At 73.1% G+C, this 26,013-nt stretch carries 17 protein-coding genes; 13 read left to right on the forward strand and 4 right to left on the reverse strand.

Annotated elements, in window-relative coordinates; translation table 11 throughout:
* Positions 1-218: 218 nt before the first annotated feature.
* From ACWC94_RS17240 to ACWC94_RS17265, 6 genes are all read left to right on the forward strand, one after another.
* Positions 219-1,928, forward strand: a complete 1,710-nt coding sequence (locus ACWC94_RS17240) for an FAD-dependent oxidoreductase (protein WP_450797361.1) — start codon at positions 219-221, stop codon at positions 1,926-1,928.
* 182 nt (positions 1,929-2,110) lie between these two features.
* Positions 2,111-4,216, forward strand: coding sequence for a serine/threonine-protein kinase (locus ACWC94_RS17245; protein WP_450797362.1), 2,106 nt, complete (start codon positions 2,111-2,113; stop codon positions 4,214-4,216).
* A gap of 133 nt (positions 4,217-4,349) precedes the next feature.
* Entirely contained in the window at positions 4,350-7,298 is a 2,949-nt protein-coding gene (locus ACWC94_RS17250; protein ID WP_450797363.1) for a protein kinase, read from the forward strand.
* A gap of 127 nt (positions 7,299-7,425) precedes the next feature.
* The gene (locus tag ACWC94_RS17255) at positions 7,426-9,108 is read left to right on the forward strand and encodes a protein kinase domain-containing protein (RefSeq protein ID WP_450797471.1); all 1,683 of its coding nucleotides are present in this window, start codon (positions 7,426-7,428) and stop codon (positions 9,106-9,108) included.
* A 315-nt stretch (positions 9,109-9,423) separates the two neighbouring features.
* Complete coding sequence (locus ACWC94_RS17260) at positions 9,424-11,205, forward strand: protein kinase domain-containing protein (protein WP_450797364.1); 1,782 nt, start codon at positions 9,424-9,426, stop codon at positions 11,203-11,205.
* 79 nt (positions 11,206-11,284) lie between these two features.
* Positions 11,285-12,922: a serine/threonine-protein kinase gene (locus ACWC94_RS17265; RefSeq protein WP_450797365.1), complete on the forward strand. Its 1,638-nt coding sequence runs from the start codon at positions 11,285-11,287 to the stop codon at positions 12,920-12,922.
* Here the strand turns inward: ACWC94_RS17265 and ACWC94_RS17270 are convergent.
* Positions 12,909-13,829 carry an AraC family transcriptional regulator gene (locus tag ACWC94_RS17270; RefSeq protein WP_450797366.1) on the reverse strand — a complete coding sequence of 307 codons (921 nt, stop codon included), beginning with the start codon at positions 13,827-13,829 and terminating at the stop codon, positions 12,909-12,911. The genes ACWC94_RS17265 and ACWC94_RS17270 overlap by 14 nt on opposite strands.
* Before the next feature lie 71 nt (positions 13,830-13,900).
* Between ACWC94_RS17270 and ACWC94_RS17275 the strand changes: the two genes are divergently transcribed.
* The 4 genes from ACWC94_RS17275 to ACWC94_RS17290 all read left to right on the forward strand — a co-directional run bounded on the left by ACWC94_RS17275 (position 13,901) and on the right by ACWC94_RS17290 (position 19,320).
* Entirely contained in the window at positions 13,901-14,803 is a 903-nt protein-coding gene (locus tag ACWC94_RS17275) for an MBL fold metallo-hydrolase (RefSeq protein ID WP_450797367.1), read from the forward strand.
* 46 nt (positions 14,804-14,849) lie between these two features.
* Entirely contained in the window at positions 14,850-15,719 is an 870-nt protein-coding gene (locus ACWC94_RS17280) for a serine/threonine-protein kinase (protein WP_450797368.1), read from the forward strand.
* Positions 15,720-15,855: 136 nt separating this feature from the next.
* Positions 15,856-17,469 carry a succinic semialdehyde dehydrogenase gene (locus ACWC94_RS17285; protein WP_450797369.1) on the forward strand — a complete coding sequence of 538 codons (1,614 nt, stop codon included), beginning with the start codon at positions 15,856-15,858 and terminating at the stop codon, positions 17,467-17,469.
* 72 nt (positions 17,470-17,541) lie between these two features.
* Positions 17,542-19,320: a GMC family oxidoreductase N-terminal domain-containing protein gene (locus ACWC94_RS17290; protein ID WP_450797370.1), complete on the forward strand. Its 1,779-nt coding sequence runs from the start codon at positions 17,542-17,544 to the stop codon at positions 19,318-19,320.
* Between the two features lie 582 nt (positions 19,321-19,902).
* Here the strand turns inward: ACWC94_RS17290 and ACWC94_RS17295 are convergent.
* Entirely contained in the window at positions 19,903-20,163 is a 261-nt protein-coding gene (locus ACWC94_RS17295; RefSeq protein WP_450797371.1) for a chorismate mutase, read from the reverse strand.
* A gap of 279 nt (positions 20,164-20,442) precedes the next feature.
* Here ACWC94_RS17295 and guaA point away from each other — a divergent pair, with 279 nt between their 5' ends.
* Positions 20,443-22,023, forward strand: coding sequence for a glutamine-hydrolyzing GMP synthase (gene guaA / locus ACWC94_RS17300; protein WP_450797372.1), 1,581 nt, complete (start codon positions 20,443-20,445; stop codon positions 22,021-22,023).
* A gap of 12 nt (positions 22,024-22,035) precedes the next feature.
* Here guaA and ACWC94_RS17305 read toward each other — a convergent pair whose 3' ends face one another.
* Entirely contained in the window at positions 22,036-22,503 is a 468-nt protein-coding gene (locus ACWC94_RS17305; protein WP_450797373.1) for a pyridoxamine 5'-phosphate oxidase family protein, read from the reverse strand.
* Positions 22,504-22,643: 140 nt separating this feature from the next.
* Here ACWC94_RS17305 and ACWC94_RS17310 point away from each other — a divergent pair, with 140 nt between their 5' ends.
* Entirely contained in the window at positions 22,644-23,438 is a 795-nt protein-coding gene (locus tag ACWC94_RS17310; RefSeq protein WP_450797374.1) for a class II aldolase/adducin family protein, read from the forward strand.
* Positions 23,439-23,521: 83 nt separating this feature from the next.
* On the opposite strand, the gene ACWC94_RS17315 is transcribed toward ACWC94_RS17310, so the two are convergent.
* Complete coding sequence (locus ACWC94_RS17315; protein ID WP_450797376.1) at positions 23,522-24,409, reverse strand: DUF4429 domain-containing protein; 888 nt, start codon at positions 24,407-24,409, stop codon at positions 23,522-23,524.
* 191 nt (positions 24,410-24,600) lie between these two features.
* Here ACWC94_RS17315 and ACWC94_RS17320 point away from each other — a divergent pair, with 191 nt between their 5' ends.
* The gene (locus ACWC94_RS17320) at positions 24,601-25,881 is read left to right on the forward strand and encodes a hypothetical protein (RefSeq protein WP_450797377.1); all 1,281 of its coding nucleotides are present in this window, start codon (positions 24,601-24,603) and stop codon (positions 25,879-25,881) included.
* Positions 25,882-26,013 lie beyond the last annotated feature (132 nt).

Raw genomic sequence — 26,013 nt, forward strand, 5'->3', positions numbered from 1 at the left:
GAGCGAGTGCTCTGTCAGACTAGGTACATATATGACCGTTATGTCTGATTGTGTCCGTGTGTCTTCCAGGGTTGTGCGCAAGTTGTCCACAGGTTGGGAGCCCGTGGTGGCTGAAGTAGGGCAACCCGGTCAGAATTTGGGCATGAGGAGGGGATGAACCGGGCTTCGCCCACCGGGTGCGGCCGACGCGAGCGAGTGTGCGACAGCGGGAGGCAGCGGTGAGGACAGCGACTCTGGGGCCGGCGCAGCGCGCCGAGGCCCTGGCGGCGATGGCGGAGCGCGAGCTGGACGTCCTGGTGATAGGCAGCGGAGTCGTGGGCGCGGGGACCGCGCTGGACGCCGTCACGCGCGGCCTGTCCACCGGTCTGGTCGAGGCCCGCGACTGGGCGTCCGGGACCTCCAGCCGGTCCAGCAAACTCATCCACGGCGGACTGCGCTATCTGGAGATGCTCGACTTCGCGCTCGTCCGCGAGGCCCTGAAGGAGCGCGGACTGCTCCTGGAGCGGCTCGCCCCCCACCTGGTCAAACCGGTGCCGTTCCTGTATCCGCTGCAGCACAAGGGCTGGGAGCGGCTGTACGCGGGCTCGGGCGTGGCCCTGTACGACGCGATGTCCATGGCCCGCGGCCACGGCCGGGGCCTGCCCCTGCACCGCCATCTGTCGCACCGTCACGCCCTGCGCGTCGCCCCCTGCCTGAAGAAGGACGCCCTGGTCGGCGCCCTGCAGTACTACGACGCCCAGATGGACGACGCCCGCTTCGTGGCCACCCTGGTGCGCACGGCGGCGGCCTACGGCGCCAAGGCGGCCAACCGCGCGCGCGTCACCGGGTTCCTGCGCGAGGGCGAGCGTGTCGTCGGCGCCCGGGTGCAGGACGTGGAGGGCGGCGGGGAGTACGAGATCCGCGCCAAGCAGATCGTCAACGCGACCGGGGTGTGGACCGACGACACGCAGGCCATGGTGGGCGAGCGCGGCCAGTTCCACGTCCGCGCCTCCAAGGGCATCCACCTGGTCGTACCCAAGGACCGCATCCACTCCACCACCGGCCTGATCCTGCGCACCGAGAAGTCCGTCCTGTTCGTCATCCCCTGGGGCCGGCACTGGATCATCGGCACCACCGACACCGACTGGGACCTCGACAAGGCCCACCCGGCGGCGTCCAGCGCCGACATCGACTACCTGCTGGAACACGTCAACTCGGTCCTCGCGGTGCCGCTCGGCCGCGACGACGTACAGGGCGTGTACGCCGGTCTGCGCCCGCTGCTCGCCGGTGAGTCCGACGCCACCAGCAAGCTGTCCCGCGAGCACACGGTCGCCCATCCGGTGCCGGGACTCGTGGTCGTGGCGGGCGGCAAGTACACCACCTACCGGGTGATGGCGAAGGACGCGGTCGACGAGGCCGTGCACGGTCTGGACATGCGGGTCGCCGACTGTGTGACGGAGGAGACCCCGCTCCTCGGCGCGGAGGGGTACTACGCGCTGTGGAACGCGCGCGCACGGATCGCCGCCCGCGCCGGACTGCACGTGGCCCGCGTGGAGCACCTGCTGAACCGGTACGGCTCCCTGGCCGAGGAGGTCCTGGACCTCATCGCCGCCGACCCCGCCCTGGGCGAGCCCCTGGCCGCCGCCGACGACTATCTGCGCGCCGAGGTGGTGTACGCGGCCTCGCACGAGGGCGCCCGGCACCTGGACGACGTCCTCACCCGCCGCACCCGCATCTCCATCGAGACCTTCGACCGGGGCACCCGCAGCGCCCGTGAGGCGGCCGAGCTGATGGCACCGGTCCTCGGCTGGGACAAGGACCAGATCGAGCGCGAGGTCGAGCACTACGACAAGCGGGTGGAGGCCGAGCGGGAGTCCCAGCTCCAGCCCGACGACCAGACGGCGGACGCGGCGAGGCTGGGAGCCCCCGACATCGTGCCGCTCGGCTGAGGAGACGCCGGTCAGCCGTGCCGCCGACAGCCGAACGGCCGTCACTCCCGTGGGGGGAACGCGCACTTCGCCCGGCTTCCGGCACGTTGGCCCCGCCTGGGCGAAGGGGCCCCTGGGCGTGGAGCACTTGTCGAGTGAGAGACAATGGAGGCTCTGTCAGGGCGGGTTGTATGAGGGGACGCATGTCGGAGGCGGAGCGGGCGGGTACATCTCGTCAGGGGACTCGTCAGGACAAGAGCGAGCGTCGTCTTCTCGCCGGGCGGTACCGGCTGGGAGACGTGCTGGGCCGGGGCGGCATGGGCACGGTGTGGCGCGCCGAGGACGAGACCCTGGGCCGGACGGTCGCCGTCAAGGAGCTGCGGTTCCCGTCGAACATCGACGAGGAGGAGAAGCGGCGCCTGATCACGCGCACCCTGCGCGAGGCCAAGGCGATCGCCCGGATCCGCAACAACAGCGCGGTGACGGTCTACGACGTGGTCGACGAGGACGACCGGCCCTGGATCGTGATGGAGTTGGTGGAGGGCAAGTCCCTCGCCGAGGTCATCCGCGAGGACGGCCTGCTGGAGCCGAAGCGCGCCGCCGAAGTGGGCCTCGCCATCCTCGACGTGCTGCGTTCCGCGCACCGCGAGGGCATCCTGCACCGGGACGTGAAGCCGTCCAACGTGCTCATCGCCGAGGACGGCCGGGTGGTCCTCACCGACTTCGGCATCGCGCAGGTCGAGGGTGACCCGTCCATCACCTCCACCGGCATGCTCGTCGGCGCCCCCTCCTACATCTCCCCGGAGCGCGCCCGCGGGCACAAGCCGGGCCCGGCGGCCGACCTGTGGTCGCTCGGCGGGCTGCTGTACGCGGCGGTCGAGGGCGTCCCCCCGTACGACAAGGGCTCGGCGATCGCCACGCTCACCGCGGTGATGACCGAGCCCCTGGAGGAGCCCAAGAACGCGGGCCCGCTCAGGGACGTCCTCTACGGCCTGCTCGTCAAGGACCCGGCCAAGCGGCTCGACGACGCGGGCGCCCGGGCGATGCTCAACAAGGTGATCCACGCGCCCGAGCCGGAGCCCATGGACGCTACGCGGGTGGTTCCGCTGCCGGCCCAGCCCGGCCCGGCCGAGGACGGGCGGGGCGGGGGCAAGCGGGGCGAGGAGGCCGCGGAGAAGCTGCGCGGCGCGCTGCGGTCGGTCCGCAAGGCGGCCGGCGCGGCGGCCACCGCCGCGGCGTCGGGCCGGACGAGGAGCGACGGCGACACGGCCGCGCCGGGTGCCGGTGAGGCGGCGGGCGCGGGCGGTGCCACAGCCGGCGGGACCCGCCCGGCCGCCCCCGGCGGGGCGCGACCGGCGTCCTCCGGCGGGGCGCGTCCGGCGTCCTCCGGCGGGGCGCGGCCCGGCTCCACCGGGCCCGGTGCCGGATCCGCCGGACGGCAGGGCGGCCCCGCCTCGGGTGCCACCGGTGTACCGAACTCCAGCACGAACAAGCCGAGTTCGGGCTGGCCCGTGATGCCGCCGCCGGACCTGGACCTGCCGCCGCGGCCGGTGCCGAGGGCGCCGCTGACCGACGTGGTGCCCAAGCGCACGCTGGTGATCATCGCCGTGGTGGTCGTCCTCGCGGTGCTCGGCACCGTCCTGGCCTTCGCCCTGACCGGCGACGACGGCAAGGGCGGCAAGAGCAGTGGAGCCCGGGCGGCGGCAAGCGCCGGCGCGTCCACCAAGCAGGACAAGAGCGGCGGGAGCACGGACCGCGGGCCGCGGTCAGACGGGGCGGCCCCGTCGCCGGGCGGTGCCGCGTCGGACCGCGCGGTCGACGCGAGCGCGTCCGCCGACGCGTCCGGCTCGTCCGGTGCCAAGGGCGGCGGGAGCGCGCCGGTCGTGTCGACCCGCAAGGGCGGTCAGGGGTACTCGATCGGCCTGCCCAAGGGATGGTCGTACCAGTCCACCGGTGACGCCGGTGACCGCTACACCGGTCCCGACGGGCAGAAGCTGCTCGTCGGCTGGACCGGCAGCCCCAAGGACGACCCGGTGGCCGACTGGAGGAACCAGGAAGGCGGCATGGAGCGCTCCCGGTACCACCGGATCCGCATCGAGAAGGTGGACTACCGCGGCTGGAACACGGCCGACTGGGAGTTCACCTACGTCGAGGACGGCACCGAGTACCGCACCATCGACCGCGGGTTCGTGGTCAACGGCCATCTCGGTTACGGACTGATGTACACGGCGAAGGCCGCGCAGTGGGACAGCGCGCTGCGCAAGGACACGTGGAAGACGCTGACGTCGTCCTTCGAGCCCAAGTCGTAGACACCGGGCGCCGTTTTGCGGCGTGAGAATCCGTCATCCACTCCGTGCGGGTTGCCTCCGGCACGTATCGTGAATGGTCGCGGACCGTATGCGGCCGGATGCGTGTGCGAAACGGGTCGCGAGGCGAACGGACATGACCAGCCGGGCGGGCGGGGGAGGCGCAGTGGAGGACTACGCGGGTCGGGTGCTCGCCGACCGCTACCGCCTGCCGTTGCCGCCCGCCGACGCGTACGAACTCACCGAGACCCGCGCCTTCGACACCTACAGCGGTCAGGAAGTGCTGGTCAGGCAGGTGCCGTTGCCGGAGGTCGTCGAGGCCGAGGTGCTCGACGCGGAGGGACTGCCCGAAGGCTTCACCGCGCGGGAGCGCGGGGCCGGGGCCCGTCGGACGGCGGACGCACGGACCGCCACCCGGCGGCCCGCCGACCCGGCCGTACGGCGCGCCGTCGAGGCCGTGCAGGCGGCGGCCCGCATCCCCGACCACCCGCGCCTCGACCAGGTCTTCGACGTGTTCGCCGAGGGCGGGTCGCTGTGGATAGTCAGCGAGTTGGTGGCCGCGCGCCCGCTGGCCGCGCTGCTCGCCGAGCAGCCGCTGTCCCCGTACCGGGCGGCCGAGGTCGCCGCCGACGTGCTCATGGCGCTGCGGGTGCTGCACGCCCACGGCTGGGTGCACCGCAACATCACCGCGCGGACGGTACTGGTCTGCGAGGACGGCCGTGTGATGCTGACCGGCCTCGCCGTCGGCGCCGCGGAGGAGGCGTTGTGCGGGTACGACCCCGTGCCCGCCCCGGACGGCATGGCGGAGGGATCCCCGGGCGCGGCGGGGGCGGTGGGCGGAGCCGGGGCGGCGGGCGCCGGGCCGGACGCTTCCTCCGGTCCCGGCGGCGGGCCGGGTGGTGGTCCGGCCGGAGCGGGAGCGGTTCCTGCCGCGGACGTCGACCCCGAAGCCGCACGCCGGGCCGCGATCCGGGCGCGGGCGGCCGGAGGGCTGCCGGTGCCCGGGGCGAACGGGATGTCCGGCGGCACCGGCGTGCCCGGCGCTCCTGCGGGGACCGGCGGCACCGGTGCGACCGGCCCGGCGGGGCAACGGCCGCTGGAGAACGGCGCGGACATCCGGGCGGCCCGTGCCGGTGCCATCGCCGCGTACCGTGCGGGCGCCCGTGCCGCCGCCCGGGTGCAGGAGGCCCGGCACAGCGGGCACCCCGCCCTGCCCGGGGCCCGGCCGCCCGCCGAGGCCGGCGCCGGTGCCGACCGGACCGACGGCACGGCGCAGGCGCAGTACCCCGGCGGCCCGACACCGCCCGGCCGCATCGCCGACCCCTACGGAGTACAGGGCGGACCCTGGCCCGGCACCGCACCCCGCCCGGTCACCGCCGACGGCTCCCCGGGCCCGGGTGGCGGCTCGCAGCGTCCGGGTTCCGGCGTGTCACCGCGTGCCGGTGCCGACGGCTTCCCGGCCCCGCATGGCGGCTCGCAGCGCCCGGACTCCGGTGTCTCACCGCGCGCCGGTGCCGAGGGCGGGGGTTCCGTGGATCCGGGTGGCGGTCGGCGCCCCGGTGCCGCCGGTGGCCCCACGGGCCTGGGCGGCGGCCCGCAGTGGGCCGGGCGTACCGCGGCTGATCAGGGTCCCGTGCGCCCGGCCGCCCCCGGGCAGATGTCCGTTCCGGAGCAGTGGACCGGCGCCACTCCCGGACGCCAGGCCGGCGACCTGCCCTCCCGGGACACCGGGCCCGGCCACCAGCTCCTTCCCCAGCAGGCCCAGGCCGGCCCCCGCTGGGACGACACCGGGGCGGCCGTGACCGGTGTCCGGCGCGGGCCCGGCACCGCGTTGGCGGCCGAGCGGGCCCGGCAGGTGCGGATGACCGTCGTGGGGCCGGTGACCGAGCGGTGGGCGCCGGAGCAGGCCGGTCCCGTGCACGAGAACTGGCAGCTGGCGGCGCCGATCGGGCCGGCGACCGATCTGTGGGCGCTGGGCGCGTTGTTGTTCCGGGCCGTGCAGGGACACGCCCCCTACCCGGAGGAGTCGACGGCCGAGCTGGTGCAGCTGGTGTGCGCCGAGCCGCCCGCCTTCGCCGAGGAGTGCGGTCCGCTGCGGCCGGTCGTGGAGTCGCTGCTGCGCCAGGACCCCACCGACCGGCTGGACTTCGAGGATCTGAACGGCTGGCTGCGCTCGCTGGTGCGCTCCGCGCCCGAGCCGGACGCCGGCACCCACGTCGTACCCGTACCGTCCGCCGATCCGAGCCGGCTGCCGATCGTGAGGCGCCGCGGCGAGCTGGTGCGGATGCGACGACGCCGCGCCGGACTGCCCGAGCCCCATCCGCACGGCCGGCACAAGAGAGCCAGGGCCCGGGAGGCGGAGCGTTCCCCGCGCGGCCTCGGCCGGACGCTGCTCCTGCTGATCCTGCTCCTGCTGGCCGGGGCGATCGCCTACGCGATGCTGTTCATGCCCGGACGGGGGGAGAACGGAGCCGCGGGCAGCGACCGCACCGGGACCGCGGGGGAGGCGGGTCCCGCGCCGTCGCACACCCGGCAGCAGCCCCCCTCCGGGCAGCAGCCCCCCTCCGGGCAGAGCACGCCCACGAGCAGTGCGCCCGCCACCGAGACCCAGACCGGCGGCGACACGGCCGTCGCCGACGGCTTCACCCTGCGCAAGGACCCCGACGGCTTCCAGGTGGCCGTCGCCAAGGGCTGGGGCCGCACCCCGAAGAACGGCAGCGGCCAGGTGGTCTACGCACACGGGAACTTCGAGCTGATCGTCGTCCCCGGACGGGACAGCGCCGCCACGTACGGCAGTGACCCGATGCGCTACCAGCGGGACAGGGAAAGCGAGCTCCAGCCGTACCGCGACTCCAGCTGGGCCACGGCCACCGGGCTGCGCACCATCGAGGTGGGCGGACGGGCCATGGCCGAGGGGCAGTTCACCTGGACCGACGGGCAGGGGCGCGACCTGTTCGTGCGCAACATGGCGATCCTGCTGAACGGCCGCTACCACCTCGTCCAGGTCCGCGGTCCGGAGGCCGACCGGGACGAGGTGACGCGGTTCTACGAGCAGGCCACGGCGACGTACCGCTACACGCGTTGAGCGCCCTGTACACGGGGGCGGCGGCAACCGTCACAGTGCTGTCACCTTGGTACCCCGCCGGTTCCCTGTCGGAGGGCCGGTCCTTAACCTGACCCTGTCAAGAGCATTGCGGGGCAACGTGAATCAGATGCAGGGCCTGCTCATAGCGGGCCGCTACCGGCTTGCCGATTCCATCGGCAGCGGCGGCATGGGCCGGGTGTGGCGCGCCCACGACGAGGTACTGAACCGGACGGTCGCCATCAAGGAGTTGACCGCCGCGCTCTACGTCTCGGACGGCGACCGGGCCGTCCTGCTCGCCCGTACCCGGGCCGAGGCCCGCGCGGCCGCGCGCATCAACCACTCCGCGGTCGTCACCGTGCACGACGTCCTCGAACACGACGGCCGCCCCTGGATCGTCATGGAGCTCGTCGAGGGCAACTCGCTGGCCGACGCGGTCAAGGAACGGGGGCGCCTCGACCCCCCGGAGGCCGCGCGCATCGGCCTGTGGGTGCTGCGGGCGCTGCGCGCCGCGCACTCCGCCGGCGTACTGCACCGGGACGTCAAGCCCGGCAACGTCCTCCTCGGCCGTGACGGCAGGGTGCTGCTCACCGACTTCGGCATCGCCCAGATCGAGGGCGACTCCACCATCACCCGCACCGGAGAGGTCGTCGGCTCGGTCGACTATCTCGCGCCCGAGCGGGTGCGCGGCCACGACCCCGGCCCGGCCTCGGACCTGTGGGCGCTCGGCGCGACGCTGTACACGGCGGTCGAGGGCCGGTCGCCGTTCCGCCGCACCTCACCGCTGAGCACCATGCAGGCGGTCGTCGAGGAGGAGGCCGACGAGACGCGCCACGCCGGTGTGCTCGGCCCCGTCATATCCTCCCTGCTGCGCAAGGAACAGGAACTGCGGCCGAGCGCGGAAGAGGCGGAGCAGATGCTCGCCGAGGCGGCGGAGGGGCGGCGGCCGAACGCGGCGCAGGCGTACGTGCCCACGCAGCACGGCCGCTTCCAGCCGGAGGCGCGGACGGGCCCCACGCGCACCGGCGCGGAGAGGGCCACCGGAACGCCGTATCCGCCGGTGACCGGGCCGACGCGGGTCGCCGGTCCGTACGACACGGGATCCCCGCCCGCCCCGCAGGGGCAGCCGGCGCAGCCGGTACGGCCGCCCAAGCGCGGCAGGCTGCGCACGCTCGCCCTGGTGGTCGTCCTCGCCGCGATCGTCGGCGGAGGTGTCGCGGTCGCGCTGCAGCAGTTCGGCACGGGCGGCCCCGGCGACTCCGCCTCCGCAGCGTCGACTCCGAGTGACAGTGGCAGGGCCAGTGCCACGCCGAGCGGCAAGGGCGGTCAGGGGGCCGTACCCGCCGGTTGGGAGCGGCGCAACGACCCGCTGGGCTTCAGCGTCTCCCTGCCCAAGGGGTGGAAGCGGTCCGTCTCCATCGACCAGGACGGCCTCCGGCAGGTCGACTACTCGCCCGACAAGGGCAAGCACCTCGTGCGGGTCGCCGTCGACACCGCGCCGGACTTCCGCACCTCGTACGAGCACATGAGCAACCTGGACCAGCGGGTCTCACGGCGCCTGGTGGACTACAAGCGGCTGAGCTTCAAGGAGGAGCTTTTCCGCGACCTGCCGGGCGCCCGCTGGGAGTACACGTGGGACGCGCTGGCGAAGGACCCGCCGCACTACTTCCCGGGGCCCTACCACGCGATCGACGTCGGGTACATGGAGAGTGACGGCACCGAGTACGCCATCTACGCGGCCTCGCCGGCCGACGACTGGGCCACCACCAGAAAGCAGTTCGACTGGATCCTGCGGGGGTTCCAGGAGGGGTGATCGGGGTGGAACAGAAGGTTCCGCTGTCACTGTGGTCACGGTCGCGTATCGGCCCATCCGGGGAGTGGCCCTGGCATTCCGACGAATGGCCACATGGTGACCGTCGGCAGCGGTGTCCTTGACCCAACCGCTGATGTCCACGTGCCTGGCTGACCAGTTGGTGAACGCTGCCGTCCAGTGAGCCCGGCCTGCCGTGGGAACGGCCGAATGTGTTCCTCGATACGGGCGTTGTGCCACCGGCCGTCCCGGGGTGGCGGCATACTTGGCCGATCACCGTCCCGGAAGGCGTCCGTCCGATGCGGCATGATGGGGCGCATGGGGACCGAGGGGGACGTCTTCCGCGTGATCGCGGACCGTTACCGCCTGGAGGCACGCATCGGGCGTGGCGGCATGGGCGTCGTGTGGCGGGCCGTCGACCAGGTGCTGGGACGGCGTGTCGCGGTCAAGGAACTCCTCCCGGACGACTCCCTCGCCGAGGACGACGCACGGCGCCGCCGGGAGCGTACCTTCCGCGAGGCGCGGGCGGTCGCCCAGTTGCGGCATCCGCACATCATCGTCGTGCACGACGTGGTCGAGCAGGACGAACGCCCCTACCTGGTCATGGAGTTGGTCGACGGCGGATCGCTCGCCGACCGGATCTCGCGCCAGGGCCCGGTCGACGCCGCGGAAGCCGCGCGGATCGGCATCGCCCTGCTCAGCGCGGTGCACACCGCGCACGAGGCAGGGGTGCTGCACCGGGACATCAAGCCCGCGAACGTCCTGATCGAGTCCGGCACCGGGCGGGTCGTCCTGACCGACTTCGGGATCGCGCAGGTCGAGGGCGCCACCACGCTCACCGAGACCGGTTCCTTCGTCGGCTCGCCCGAATACACCGCGCCGGAGCGGATGTCGGGGGTGCGCACCGGGCCGGAGTCCGACCTGTGGTCGGTGGGCGCGCTGCTGTGCACGGTGCTCAGCGGCGAGTCGCCGTTCCGGCGCGACTCGCTCGGCGGCATCCTGCACGCCGTCGTCGCCGCCGAGATCCGGCCTCCCGCCGAGGCCGAGCCGCTGCTGCCGGTCGTACGGGGGCTGCTGGAACGCGACCCCGACCGGCGGCTCGGCGCCGCCGCGGCCGAGCGGATGCTGCGGACGTTCCTGGAGACGGGCCGGACCCCGGAGGCCCCGGGACCGTCCGGCACCCCGGCCACCGGGCGCGGCCACCGGATCGGCGGGGGCCGGACACCGTGGCCCGGCGCGACGGGAAGCCGTACACCGGGACCCGGGGTCACGGGGGGCGGCGCGCCGAGGTCCGGGGGCACGGGCAGCGGCCGTACGCCGCAGGACGCCGCCCCGTACTCGCCCACCGAGCCGGCCCTCGCGCACCACGGACCGCAGCCGCCCACCGCGTCCGGGGCGGCGGCCGAGCCCGCACCCCGCACGTCCACGCGCGGGGTGCTGATCGCGGCCCTGCTGGTCGCCGCGCTGGCCGGGGCCGGTGTGTCGGCGGCGGCGCTGCTGCTGCACCGGGACGGCGGCGGGGGCGGCAGCCCCGGCGGTACGGCGACGTCCCCGGCGACCGGGACCGGTACACGCCCGGACACGCCCCCGGCCTCCACCGCCGGCCCGGCACCCACCACAACACGCCCGGCACCCACCGGACCCGCCTCGCACACCGCGCCCTCCGGTTACCGCACCGCCCGGGACCCGGCCGGCTTCTCCCTCGCCGTACCGCAGGACTTCACCCGCAGCCCGCAGGGCGAGCGCGTCTTCTACCTCTCGCCCGGTCAGGTCTTCCGCCTCGGCGTCAAGGCGACCGTCCCCCAACCGGGCGGTCCCCAGGGTGCGATGGAGCGGTCGGCCGCCAAGGGCTCCGCCACCAACCCGGGTTACCGCGACGGCCGGATCACCCCCACCGCGCACAACGGACACCCCGCCGCGCTGTGGGAGTTCACCTGGGACGGCTTCAGCGCGGCGGAGGGCCCGCGCCACACCTACGACCTGTGCTGGGAGGAGGCCGGGCGGATGTACGACGTGTGGGTGTCGGCGCCGGTCGGCAAGGTGCGGGAGGCGCGGGAGTACTTCGACGTGGCGGTCGACACCTTCCGGGCGGGTGCGTGACCGGCCGCTGGGTCACGGGTGTGTGACCGGTTCGCGTTCCCGCTGGCTGCGGGCGCCGGTGGCGCGATATGGATGGTTCATGAGCAGTGACGGGGGAGTCGGTCACGGTACCGACGACACAACGAGTTTTGTTCTGCAACCGCCGCAGCAGCCGCAAGCACCGCAGTCGCACATACCGCCGCACGTACCGCCGCACCCCGTCCCGCCCCGGCAGGAGGCCGGTGCCGGGCGCCTGATCGCCGGCCGGTACCGGCTCCTCGGCAAGCTGGGCCACGGCGGGATGGGGACGGTGTGGCGGGCCAAGGACGAGACGGTGGACCGGGAGGTCGCCGTCAAGGAGCCCCGGCTCCCGGACGACCTTCCCGAACGGGAACGCGCCAACGCCTTCGAGCGCATGCGCCGTGAGGCCCGCGCGGCGGCCCGCCTCGACCACCCGGCGGTGGTGAACGTCCACGACGTCGCGGTCGTCGACGGCCGGCCCTGGATCGTGATGGAGCTGGTGCGCGGCCGTACCCTCGGCGACGTCCTCCAGGAGGGGACGCTGGACGCGCGCGAGGCGGCCCGGATCGGCCTCCAGGTGCTCGGCGCGCTGGAGGCGGCGCACGCGGCGGGTGTCCTGCACCGGGACGTCAAACCCGACAACGTCCTGCTCGGCAGGTACGACCGGGTGGTGCTCACCGACTTCGGCATCGCGCAGGTCGAGGGCGACACGCGGCTCACGGACACCGGCGGTTTCGTCGGCTCGCCCGAGTACATCGCGCCGGAGCGGGTGCTCGGGCAGCGGCCCGGCCCGGCGAGCGACCTGTGGTCCCTCGGCGTACTGCTGTACACGGCCACCGAGGGCGTCTCGCCGTTCCGCCGCAGCAACACCCCGGCCACCCTGCAGTCGGTCCTCAACTCCACCCCGGCCGCCCCTGCGGCGGCCTCCGGCCCGCTGGCCGAGGTCATCGACGGGCTGCTGCGCAAGGAGCCCGCCCACCGGCCGCCGGCCGACCGGGTCCGGGCGCTGCTGGAGGAGGCGGTACGGCCCCCGGCGCCCCCGGCGCCCCCGGCGCCGACGCAGCCCGGCCGGGTCATGTCTCCCGTCGGCCGTTCCCGGGGTCTTCGCCGCACGGTGTGGCTGGGCGCGGGCGCGGTGCTGGTCGCGGCGGCGGTGGCGGCGTACGTCGTCCTCGCCGACCCCTTCGCGGGCCCGCTGCCCGACGGCTGGGCGAAGAAGCCGGAGGCGAAGCTCGGTGCCACCGTCGCCGTGCCCGCGGGGTACCAGCCGATCAGGCCCGACAAGGACGCCACCGACAAGAACTGGGTGACGTACGAGGACGCGAGCGGCAGCGTCTGGGTCCAACTGCATCTGGCCCGGAAGGCGGACGACTCCGCGCACGACATCAAGACCAGCGCACGGTCCCAGATGTACGCCGACGACGAGAAGTTCCGGACCGAGGGCGAGTACACCCTGAACATGCCCAAGGGCGCCCGCACCCACCCGGACGACACGGCCACCTACCACGGCGGGCAGGCCGCGAAGAACACCGTCGGCTACCGGACCGACGACAGCGACGGCCCGCGCCCGCGGGAGGTCCAGATCTTCTACTACCGCACCGGCGCCGGAGACATGTACACGCTCACCATCGGCTACCCGGGCCAGGGAGACTTCACGGCCCGCGGCCGGGAGGTGGCCAGGGCGGCGATCGCCAACCTGGACCTCACGAAGCCCTGACCCCGGAGGTGTTCCGGTACCGGCCCGGGGTGATCCCGAACTCCCGGCTGAAGGCGTGTGAGAGGGCGTACGGGCTGCCGTACCCGGTCTCCCGGGCCACGGTCGCGAGCGGCGCGTCGGAGGCGCGCAGCCGGGTCGCGGCCAGGGTCAGCCGCCACCAGGTCAGATAGGCCATCGGCGGTCGGCCGACCAGGGAGGTGAAGCGGCGGGCGAGGGTCGCGCGGGAGACGCCGGCCTCGGCGGCGAGCCGGTCGGCCGTCCAGGGGGACGCCGGATCGGAGTGCAGGGCGCGCAGCGCGGCCGTCGTCACCGGGTCGCCCAGCACCGCCGGCCACGCGCCCGTGTGAGCCCGGGCCATCCAGGCGCGGATCATGTAGATCAGCAGGAGGTCCAGCAGGCTCGGCAGGGCCAGGCAGCTGCCCGGCCGGCGTTCGTCCAGCTCACGGGCGAGCAGGTCGACGGCCGTGCGCAGTTCGGGGTCGTCGCCGGCCCGGTGGGGCAGATGCACCACCTGCGGCAGCTCCGCCATCAGCGGGTGCGCTCGGCTGCGGTCGAGACGGTACTTGCCGCACAGCAGCTCGACGTCGGGGCCCGGCCCGGGACGTCGCGGGTCCGTGTCCCGTACCGTCTCGAACGGCACGGCCCGCCGCGCCTCGGCCTCCGTCGCCGTACGGTCCGCCAGCACATGACCGGCGCCGTGCGGCAGCAGCACCACGTCCCCCGGGCCCAGGTCCACCGGATCGCCGCCCCCGTCCTGCAGCAGCCGGCACACGCCGCCCAGCACGACATGGAAGCCGGCTCCCTCGTACGGGGACAGGCGCACGCACCAGGAGCCGCTCACCCGCAGCCGGTTCGACGAGGGCTCGCCGACCCGGACCGTGGAGATCGCGTCACTCACCACATCCATGAGACGACAGCGTATTCGACCGAGCCGAACAAGCATGGGAATGCTCACGTGCTGTACCTAGGGTGATCATCATGGCTGATGACCAAGTACAGAGTTTCCTGATCGGCGATGTCGAGGTGCTCCGCATCATCGAGTGGCGGGGGCCGCACCTGCCCGGCGGCACCCTCGTGCCGGACTGCCCTCCCGAGGTGTGGAGCACACACGAGCAGGAGTTGGTCCCCGACCACCGGGAGGCCGGCGGTGACCGGGCCGTGGTGGCGGTCCAGACCTGGGTGGTGCGCGGCGCGGGAGGCACGGTGCTGGTCGACACCGGCGTCGGCAACGGACGGGAACGGCCCGGCAATCCGCTCTTCCACCGGCGGCAGGGACGGTTCCTCGACCTCCTGGAGGAGGCCGGCGTCCGCCCGCAGGACGTCGATGTCGTCGTCAACACCCACCTGCACAGCGACCACGTCGGCTGGAACACCCGTGACGACGGCGGCGAGTGGGTCCCCACCTTCCCGCACGCCCGCTACCTCCTCCCGGCCGCCGACGACGCCCACTTCGGCCCGGCGGGCGGGTACGCGGGCGGGGCGCGCCCGATCGACCGGCTCGTCTACGAGGACAGTGTGGCGCCCGTGCACCGGGACGGTCAGGCCGTGCTGTGGGAGGACGAGTACCGGATCGACGCGCACCTCGTCCTGGAGGCCGCGCCCGGTCACACCCCGGGCTCCTCCGTCCTGCGCGTCGAGTCCCGGGGTGAGCGGGCCGTGTTCGTCGGGGACCTGCTGCACAGCCCGGTGCAGATCCTGCACCCCGAGTGCAGCAGCTGCTTCTGCCTCGATCCGCGGCAGGCGGCCACGACCCGGCAGCGGGTGCTGGAACGGGCGGCGGCCGAACGGGAGTTGGTCGTCCCGGCCCACTTCGGGGGTGCCGGCGCGGTGGAGGTGAGGAAGGCGGCACACGGCTTCACCCTGCACCGGTGGGCCGCCTGACCGCACCGCTTCGACAAGGGCCTGGTACGCACGGTACTCATGTGACATGAGTGGAGACGGCGAACACCCGCCCGACGCACGTCTGATCGGTGGCCGCTACCGGCTGGCCGGACGCCTCGGGTCCGGGCCCACCGGGACCGTCTGGCGGGCCCGGGACGAACAGGGGGAGGGCCGCCGGGTCGCCGTCAAGGAACCGCTGCTTCCCGGCGATCCGGCCGACGACGAGGACAGCCGCCGTATCGCCCGCCGGCTCTACCGGGAGGCCCGGGCCGCCGCCCGGGTGCGCCATCCCTCCGCCGTCACGGTGTACGACGTCGTCACCGAGGGCCATGTCCCCTGGATCGTCATGGAGTTGGTGGAGGGCGAGTCCCTGCGGGAGGTCCTGCGCCGCGGGCCCCTTCCGCCCGCCGAGGCCGCCCGGATCGGACTCGCCGTCCTCGGCGCGCTGTGTGCCGCGCACGCCGTCGGCATCGTGCACCGGGACGTCAAACCGGCCAACGTCCTGCTGGAGTACGGCACCGGGCGGGTGGTCGTCACCGACTTCGGAACCGGTGACGGGCACCCGGCGGACGCGCCCGCCGGATTCGTGGCCCCCGAGCGCGCCGCGGGCCCCGGCGCCGGCCCCGCCTCCGACCTGTGGTCGCTGGGCGCCCTCCTGCGCGCCGCCCTGGGGGACGCGGACCCCGGCCCGCTGGGCCCGCTGCTGGACCGGCTGCACGCAGAGCGGCCCGAGGCGCGCCCGCGCGCCGAGGACGTCACGGCGGCACTGCGCGCGTACCTCGGGCTCACGCCGGTACCGGACACCCCGCCGGAGCCTCCGCCTCGGTCCGCCTCCGCGCCGCCCGCGGAACCCCGTCGCCGCACCCCGCGCACGGCGCTCGGACTGCTCCTGGCGAAAAAAGCCGGACTCGAATGATCGTTCTGCTCGCGACCGTGTCAACGCCCTGATCAGCACATTCTCTGCCAGTGATCACTGGCGGCATGTGAGCACTCGGTGAATCCGCGTTACCGACGGGTACACAAAGACTCCGCCCCGGCATACCCTGCGCGTCATGACGGACACGCAGGCCCCGGACAGCACCGGCACCAACCCCCTCGCGCCCGCCCCCGAGGGCGTCCGCACCGCCGCCGACGTGGTCACCCCGGAACTGGTGGCCCAGCTCACCAAGGGCGTCGTCGGCTCCGGCCGTACCGCCAACCACACCCCGTTCACCGGCGAGAAGCTGGCCGACCTGCCCGAGTCCACCCCCGAGGACGTACAGCAGGCCTTCGAGGCCGCCCGGGCCGCGCAGGCCGTGTGGGAGAAGACCCCGGTACGGCAGCGGGCCGCCGTCCTGCTGCGCTTCCACGACCTGGTGCTGCAGCGGCAGGCCGAGGTGCTCGACCTCATCCAGCTGGAGACCGGAAAGGCCCGCCTGCACGCGCACGAGGAGGTGCAGGCCGTCGCGGTCGCGGCCCGCCACTACGGCCGCAAGGCCCCCGCCTACCTGCGGCCCAAGCGGCACACCGGCGCGATCCCCACGCTCACGAAGGTCACCGAACTCCGCCACCCGCGCGGCGTCGTGGGCCAGATCGCGCCGTGGAACTACCCCCTGGAGCTGTCCGTCGGCGACGCGTTGCCCGCGTTCGCCGCCGGCAACGCGGTCGTGATGAAGCCGGACACCGAGACCTGCCTCACCGCCCTGTGGGCCCGCGACCTGCTCATCGAGGCCGGCCTGCCCGAGGGCGTCTTCCAGGTCGTGCTCGGCGAGGGCCCGGTCGTCGGCCCCGAGCTCGTCAAGCACGCCGACTACGTCTCCTTCACCGGCTCCACCCGCACAGGGCGCGAGGTCGCGCAAGGCGCGGCGGCCCGTCTGGTCGGCGTGTCCCTCGAACTCGGCGGCAAGAACGCCATGCTCGTGCTGGACGACGCCGACATCGAGAAGGCCGCCGCCGGCGCCGTACGCGCCTGCTTCTCCTCCGCCGGACAGCTCTGCATCTCCATCGAGCGGCTGTACGTCCACGAGTCGGTCGCCGATGCCTTCCTCGAGCGCTTCGCCGCCCGCACGAAGGCGATGCGGCTCGGCAACTCCCTCGCCTACGGCGCCGACATGGGCTCGCTGGTCGGCGAGCGTCAGCTGAAGACCGTCGAGCGGCACGTGGAGGAGGCCGTCGCCAAGGGGGCGAAGGTGATCGCCGGCGGGGTCGCCCGCCCGGACATCGGCCCGTACTTCTTCGAGCCGACCATCCTCGACGGCGTGGGGGGTTCCATGTCCGTGTGCGAGGAGGAGACCTTCGGCCCGGTCGTCTCGATCTACCGCTTCTCCTCCGACGACGAGGTGATCGAGCGCGCCAACGCCACGCCGTACGGCCTCAACTCCTCCGTCTGGACCAGGAGCGCCGGACGCGGCCGGGACGTCGCCGCCCGCCTGCGCACCGGCACGGTCAACGTCAACGAGGGCTACGCACCCGCGTACGGCAGCGTCCAGTCCCCGATGGGCGGCATGAAGGACTCCGGCCTCGGCCGCCGCCACGGCTCCGAGGGCATCCTCAAGTACACGGAGGCCCAGACGGTCGCCCAGCAGCGGCTGCTGCCGATGGCGCCGTCGCTGGGGATGGACGACGAGGGCTACGCCCGCTTCATGAGCACGAGTCTGCGGCTGATGAAGGCATTCCGGTTCAGGTAATTCCCTAGGGGCGCGGGGAACTGCGCGATCAACCACACACGGCCCGCACGCGAAACTCAACGAGGAGACCCCGTGCCCCAGGACGCTTACGACTACGACGTCCTCGTCATCGGCTCCGGCTTCGGCGGATCGGTATCCGCCCTCCGCCTGACAGAAAAGGGCTACAAGGTCGGCGTGCTGGAGGCGGGACGCCGTTTCACCCGCGAGTCCCTGCCGAAGAACTCCTGGGACCTCAAGAACTACCTCTGGGCCCCGAAACTCGGCATGTACGGCATCCAGCGCATCCATCTGCTGGGCAACGTCATGGTGCTCGCGGGCGCAGGCGTCGGCGGCGGCTCGCTGAACTACGCCAACACCCTCTACGTCCCGCCGAAGGCCTTCTTCGACGACCCCCAGTGGCGGGACATCACCGACTGGCAGGAGGAGTTGAAGCCGTACTACGACCAGGCCCAGCGCATGCTCGGTGTACGGCTCAACCCGACGATGACCCCCTCCGACGTGCATCTGAAGGCGGCGGCCCAGCGGATGGGGGTCGGCGACACCTTCCATCTCGCCCCGGTCGGCGTGTTCTTCGGCGACGGCAAGGACGCCGACGGCAAGACGAAGGCCGCGCCCGGCGGGCAGGTGAACGACCCGTACTTCGGCGGCGCCGGCCCCGCCCGCACCGCCTGTACCGAGTGCGGCGAGTGCATGACCGGCTGCCGGCACGGCGCGAAGAACACCCTGAACGAGAACTACCTGTATCTCGCCGAGAAGGCGGGCGCGGTGGTCCACCCCCTGACGACGGTCGTGTCCGTCACGGACGACTCACGGGGCGGGTACGCGGTGGCGACCCTGCCGACGGACCAGCGGAAGAAGGGCGAGGGCCGGCTCTTCACCGCCCGCAGGGTCGTCCTCGCGGCCGGCACGTACGGCACACAGACCCTGCTGCACCGGATGAAGGCCGGCGGCCAGCTGCCGTATCTCTCCGCCCGGCTGGGCGACCTGACCCGCACCAACTCCGAGGCCCTGGTCGGCGCGCAGACCGACAACCGCCGGTACCGGAAGGCGACCGGGGAGGCGAGGGCCGACTTCACGCGGGGTGTCGCGATCACGTCGTCCATCCACCCGGACGAGAACACGCACATCGAGCCGGTCCGCTACGGCAAGGGCTCCAACTCCATGGGCGGCCTGTCGATCCTCCAGGTGCCGTACGCGGAGGGCTCCTCCCGGGCGCTGGCCTGGCTGACGAACGCGGCCAGGCACCCGCTGCTGGTCCTGCGTTCCCTCTCCAACCGGCGCTGGTCCGAGCGGACCATCATCGGCCTGGTCATGCAGTCGCTGGACAACTCCCTGACGACGTACCTGAAGCCCGGCGGCGTCGGCAAGGGCCTGCTCACCGCCCGGCAGGGGCACGGCTCGCCGAACCCCAAGCAGATCAAGGCCGCGACCCAGGCCGCCTCCGCGCTCGCCGCCGAGATCAACGGCTTCGCGGGCAGCAACGTCGGCGAGCTGATGGGCACCCCGCTCACCGCGCACTTCCTCGGCGGCTGCCCGATCGGCGACTCCGCGGAGACAGGGGTGATCGACCCGTACCACCGCCTCTACGGCCACCCCGGCATCTCGGTCGTGGACGGCGCCGCGGTCTCGGCGAACCTCGGCGTGAACCCGTCGCTGACGATCACCGCGCAGGCCGAGCGGGCGATGTCCTTCTGGCCGAACAAGGGCGAGGAGGACGCGCGGCCGGCACCGGGAGCGGCGTACGAGCGGCTGAAGCCGGTGGAACCGCAGGCCCCGGCGGTCCCGGCGGAGGCTTTCGGCGCGCTGCGCCTGCCGTTCCTGGGGATGCCGGCCGTACCACCGAAGAACTAGCCCCGGCCGGCGCGCACGGAGGGAACCCGGCGGGTCACACCGAGAGGGACCTGCATCCCCCTCCGAAGGCAGGTCCCCCCAGTGTTCTTCTGTTTTTTCGATTCGGCAGGTTTGATCGGCGAAAGTCCTGAAGGGTTGCTTCGAGCCGACCGAATATTCGTGTGGTGTGAGTCACAGGCATGCCGAAAGGCCCCGCGGGACGGAGAGGCCGCGGGGCCTTTCTTCGGTCAGCACCGACGTCAGGGCGGCGTCGGTGCCTGGGGGCGGCGCCGGGGGGCTGCGCCGCTGGTTTCGGGGGTGTGCGGTTATCCCGCCGGCCGGCCCCGGGCGTCCCCGGGGCCGGCCGTTCTCTTGGGTGACCGGGCTGCTGTCCCCTGCCGTCCGGTCACTTCCCTGGAGCGAGGTCCCACGGCGCACGGCACGACCCGTACGCCTCATCGCTCCAGCGAGCCACGCGTGGTTCTGTCGGGCCCGCCCCTGGCTGGCACGGACACCCCGCTCAACGACGCGGGGCGGGGACCGGTCACGCGCCGTACGGGTGAGACGGCACTCGAACTCGGATACGGCCTCGGGACCCGTCGCTCAGACACGGCCCCGGCACAGTTCGAGCAGGGTCATGGCGAGGGTGGTGCCGGGCTTGCCGAGGGCCTCGCGGTAGCGGCCGAGGATCTCCATCTCGCGGGAGAGGTTCACCCGCCGGCCGCCGGAGGCGATCCGGGTCTGCTGGACGACGGCGGAGACGGCCATCCGCTCCTGGACGAGACCGATGATCCGGTCGTCGAGCGCGTCGATGCGCTCGCGGGCGTTCGCGATGGTCTCTTCCGGGGTGACGGTACTGGTCATGTCGGGGCTCCTCGATCACACGGGGGAGTCCCCGGAACGACACGACCCGGTAAACGACAGGCGCCCCGGGCCTTGTCGGCCCGGGGCGCCTGGGAAGTGCTTGGCGTTGCGCTCAAGCAGCACGACCATGGCAGCCGGCGGGCCGGATGCCATAGGTAAAGAAGGTCGCGTGCTGAAGCATGCGGTCAGTATGCCACGGCGAACTCCAGGGGAAGCCCTCCCGCCCACACCGTTAGACTCGTTAGCACAGACCCCCGCCCGACCACCAGAAGGCACCCCGTGTCATCAGCGACTTCCACTGCCGCCACCCCCGACACCGTCCTGGTCGTCGACTTCGGCGCGCAGTACGCCCAGCTCATCGCCCGTCGCGTCCGCGAGGCGCGGGTCTACAGCGAGATCGTGCCGAGCACCACGCCGGTGAAGGAGATGCTCGCCAAGAACCCCGCGGCGATCATCCTCTCCGGCGGCCCCTCCTCCGTGTACGAGGCGGGTGCCCCCACCCTCGACCGTGAGATCTTCGAGGCCGGCGTCCCCGTCTTCGGCATGTGCTACGGCTTCCAGCTGATGGCGCAGACCCTCGGCGGCACCGTCGACAACACCGGCGCCCGCGAGTACGGCCGCACCGACCTGCACGTCTCGAAGAACTCCTCCACCCTGTTCGAGGGCACCCCGGACGAGCAGCACGTGTGGATGTCGCACGGCGACGCCTGCTCCGCCGCCCCCGAGGGCTTCTCGGTCACCGCGTCCACGGACGTCGTCCCGGTCGCCGCGTTCGAGAACGACGAGAAGAAGCTCTACGGCGTCCAGTACCACCCCGAGGTCATGCACTCCACGCACGGCCAGCAGGTCCTGGAGCACTTCCTGTACCGGGGCGCGGGCCTGAAGCCGGACTGGACGACCGGCAACGTGATCGAGGAGCAGGTCGCCGCGATCCGCGAGCAGGTCGGCGACAAGCGCGCGATCTGCGGTCTGTCCGGCGGCGTGGACTCCGCCGTCGCCGCCGCCCTCGTCGCCCGTGCCATCGGCGACCAGCTGACCTGCGTGTACGTCGACCACGGCCTGATGCGCAAGGGCGAGACCGAGCAGGTGGAGAAGGACTTCGTGGCCGCGACCGGCGTCAAGCTGGTCGTCGTGGACGCCGAGGAGCGCTTCCTGACCGCGCTCAAGGGCGTCACCGACCCCGAGGAGAAGCGCAAGATCATCGGCCGTGAGTTCATCCGCGTCTTCGAGCAGGCGCAGGCGGACATCATCGCCGACGAGGGCCCGGCCGTGGAGTTCCTGGTCCAGGGCACCCTGTACCCGGACGTGGTCGAGTCCGGCGGCGGCACCGGCACCGCGAACATCAAGTCGCACCACAACGTCGGCGGCCTGCCCGAGGACCTCGAGTTCCAGCTGATCGAGCCGCTGCGCAAGCTGTTCAAGGACGAGGTCCGCATGGTCGGCCAGGAGCTGGGCCTGCCGGACGAGATCGTCCAGCGCCAGCCGTTCCCCGGCCCCGGCCTGGGCATCCGTATCGTCGGCGAGGTCACCAAGGAGCGCCTGGACCTCCTGCGCGACGCCGACGCGATCGCCCGCGAGGAGCTGACCGCGGCCGGCCTCGACCGCGACATCTGGCAGTGCCCGGTGGTCCTCCTCGCCGACGTCCGCAGCGTGGGCGTCCAGGGCGACGGCCGCACCTACGGCCACCCGATCGTGCTGCGCCCGGTGTCCTCCGAGGACGCCATGACCGCCGACTGGTCCCGGCTGCCGTACGACGTCCTCGCCCGCATCTCGACCCGGATCACCAACGAGGTCCGGGACGTCAACCGCGTCGTCCTGGACGTGACCTCGAAGCCCCCGGGCACCATCGAGTGGGAGTAGTCCCCAGGGGCCCTAGGCGCGCTTGAGCGTGCGCAGGGGCTCACCGGGCTTCCAGACCTGGACGACGAGGTACTTCCCGTCCTCGACACAGGTCCGTACGACCTCGGTCAGCTCGGTACGGAAGAGGTGGAACGGCTGCGGCGGTTCCACCTCTTTCACGTATGCCGCCTTCACGTCCGGATCGACGACCTCGAACGCCCGCCCGCCGATCCGGACGTCCCCGCCGTCGCCCAAGTCGTCGGCACCTGGATGCGTCTGGAGCGCGAAGCGCGGGTCGCGGAGCAGGTCGAGGGCCTTGAGGGAGCGCGGCATCATGCCGAGCCACAGCTCCCCGTCCAGGAAACGGACCTCCAGGCCGCAGGTGCGCGGCGAGCCGTCCCTGCGGAGGGTGGCGAGGACGTGATGGCGGAAGGCGCCGAACCGCTCCTCGGCGATCGCTGCCAGTGCGGGTTCCGCGGTGGTGAAGGATGCCCAGTTCATGCGCGCCAGTCTCACCGGCAAACCGGACAACCTCTGTCGTGTATGCGGCGCGTACGGCATCTTTACCCCACAGCCCTGCCCTTTTGCGCTGACCGGCGGTAACTTCCGGCGCGTACCGCAATCCGCCCGCTGGAGGATCTATGCACGGGCCCACTCCGCCCCTGCCGCTGCCCACCGACCAGCTGCAGTTCGCCATGCCACCGATGCACGAGTCGCTGGAGGCCGAGCGCCGGCACCGCAAGGAGCGGCTCGCGGGAGCCCTGCGGATCTTCGGGCGGGCCGGATTCGAGGACGGGGTCTCCGGGCACATCACCGCCCGCGATCCGGAGTTCTCCGACTGTTTCTGGGTCAACCCGTTCGGGATGCCGTTCAAGCACGTCACCGTCGGCGATCTCGTCCTCGCCAACCAGGACGGGCAGGTCGTCGAGGGCCGCTACCACGTCAACCAGGCCGCGTTCACCGTGCACGCCCAGGTCCACGCCGCCCGCCCGGACGTCGTCGCCGTCGCGCACTGCCACTCCGTGCACGGCCGCGCCCTGGCCGCGCTCGGCGAGCTGATCGACCCCATCACCCAGGAGAGCTGCGCCTTCTACGAGGACGTCGCGCTCTACGACGCCTACACCGGCGTCACCGTCGACGCCGAGGAAGGCCGCCGGATCGCCGGTGCCCTCGGCTCCCGCAAGGCGCTCGTGCTGCGCAACCACGGGCTGCTCACCGTCGGCGACTCGGTGGACGCCGCGGCCTGGTGGTTCATGTCGATGGAGCGGTCCTGCCAGGTGCAGCTGATGGCGAAGGCGGCCGGCCGGCCGGTCCTCATCGACCACAAGCTGGCCGTCGCCACCCGCGAACAGCTCGGCGGCGACCTGGTGGCCTGGATCAACTACCAGCCCCTGTGGCAGGACATCAGCCGCAGTGAACCGGACCTGCTCAGCTGACGCCGGGACACGGCCTCGCTCAGCGGGGGCACGGGTCTTGCCCGGCGGGGACGTCTCTTGCCCGGCGGGGGCGCGGGCCCCGCTCAGTCGAACCCCTTGAGCACGGCTGCCTTCGTCATCGCGAACTCCTCGTCCGTGAGCACCCCGTCCCGGTGCAGCTCGCCCAGCTCCCGCAGCCGGCGCAGCAGGACGTCATGGTGATCGGCCTGCCCCGGTACGACCGTCCGCTGCCGGTCCCGGCCGTCGTAGGCGGCACCTGTGCGGACGGACGGATGCGGCAGCCGGGCCGTGACGGCCGTCGCGACCAGCGCGGTCAGCAGATCGCGCCGCACGCTGCCCCACAGGTCCAGGGTGTAGGGGTCCCGCTCGGGCGGCAGCTTCGAGAACACCGTCTCCGGCGTCACGAACCGCAGGAACCCCTCCTCGCAACCGGAGTTGGGCAGCCACTCCACCTGCACCAGGTCGCCGAGCGCGATGATCCGCGGGCCGGTCGCCCGCTTGACCCGGTCGGAGGTGTCGGCCCAGTCGATGCGTACCTGTGTGCCGTCGAAGGAGACCGTGCCGTCGGAGGACCGCACCGACACCGGCACCGGCGGGCCCGGCAGCAGATAGGCGGTCGCGGGCTCCTTGGGGATCCGGTCGAGGAGCAGGGCGTGCCGGATCTCCTCGGCGACGTACTCCGCGACCCCGCCGCGGTCCGCGTCCACCGCCAGCCGGTAGGGGTCGGCCGCATCCGGCAGCCGGCCCCCCGTCGCCTGGAGCAGCGGGTCGGCGCCCTCGCGCAGCCGCATCCGCAGCCGGCCGCGCTTGCGCTCGGGTTCGTAGACGACGTCCGAGACCGCCTCCAGGGGCACGGAGATCTCCCCGTACGTCTGCCGGAACAGCGGCACGCAGCGGTGCAGCCCGGGGGTGATCCGGATCGTGCTGCCGTCGAAGGCCCAGGTCCCGTCCCGCTGGATGATCTCGGCCATACGGAAATTCTCGCAGCCAGGTCAACACGGCGGTCCGTACTTCACCCGCCGTGATTCCGGCCCGACGACCCCGGGCGGCCTGTCGTAGGGCACAATTCGCAATCGACGCAGGGCAGTTGCACGACGGCGAGGTCTTCCGAGGAGGGTCCGCCGGCCGTGCCGGGAGGTCGTGGGGAAGGCGGGCGCCGGGCGTGGCGGTGCAGGAGGCGAGGCAGGGCACGGGTGCCGAGGCGATCCATGAGGGCGGCTGCGCCTGCGGGGACTGCCCGCACGGCGCCCGGAAGGGGCACCGGCGGGCCGTCGCGGCGTTCCTGCGCCTGCGGGACGAGTACGCGGCCGGGCAGGGCCTGCCGGCGGCCGTGGCGCACTCCGCCTCGGCGTCCCGGCAGTGGGTCTCCGAGGAACTGACCCAGCGGGCGGAGGCCGTCGCCGAACGCGGTCGCGCCGAGGGCGAGGTCTGGCTCGCCCGGCTGTGGCTGCGGACGGTGTGCGCGGTGTGGGGCGCGGTCCTCGCGCTGCTGCTCGGCGAGGCACTCACCGCGGTCGGTGCGGGCTGGACCGGCGCGCGCACCGCGGCGCTGGCCGCCGCGCTCGTCGTCGCCACCACCCTCAGCGCCGCCTCCTGGCTGCACCGGGCGCGCGGCGGGGCGCTGGCCCCGGTGATCGGCGAGGACAACCGGATGTCCACCTCCCGTACGGTCGCCGCCTGTTGGGTACTGTTCGTCGGCTACGCCGTCCTGCTGTTGGCGGCCCGGCTGGCCGCCGCCTCCGACCCCGCCGAACGCGACGCGCTGATCTCCGGCCTCGACCTCGCGCGCGGCGCCGCCGTGGTCACCGTCCTGGCCGTCGTCTGCGGGATCGCGGTCCTGGTCCGCCGGGTGGTGGGCCTGCGCGTTCTCGCACAGCGGCTGCAGAAGGTCCCGGCGCACCGGCCGCGCGCCGCCGATCTGCTCACCGACGACTCCGGCCGGGGCGCCTTCGCCGACATCCAGTACGCCGCCATCAGCGCCGTCGCCCTGTTGTTCGCCGCCGTACGGCTGGCCCGCCGCCCCGACGAGCTGCCCGACCTGCCCTGGGGGCTGGGCGTGGTGGTGCTCGTCTCGGCCGCGACCTACCTGGCCGGCAAGTACGCCGAGGGCGGCCGCCCGGTCGTCCTGTCCGTGGTCCGGGTCCGTGAGCCCGGCGATCTGGACGGGCCGATCCGCACCGGCGACGACATCGAGATCCGCGGGGCCGGTTTCGTGCCGCCCGGCTCCCGCACCGCCGACCGGCTCTCCCGCATGGTGGTCCGTATCGGTGCCGTCGATGTGCACGTGCCGCTGGTCCCCGTCACCGGCGGCTTCCGCAACCCCACGGACAGCGTCCTGACCGTGCCCGTACCGGCTGACGTCGAGCCCGGGGCGGTGGAGGTGCAGGTGGTCACCGCGGCCGGGGTCGCGACCAACCGGTGCATCGTCCAGGTGACCGAGTGAACCACGTGCGTCACCGACCGCCACCTCCTTGGACCGGCCGGACCACGACCGGCCGTGCAGCGGGTCCCGGCCCGCGGCGACAGCCCCTCTGTCTCCTCGTACGGGGCGCCGAAATCCGGAAAAACACTCCGG

Source organism: Streptomyces sp. NPDC001135, from assembly GCF_053598395.1.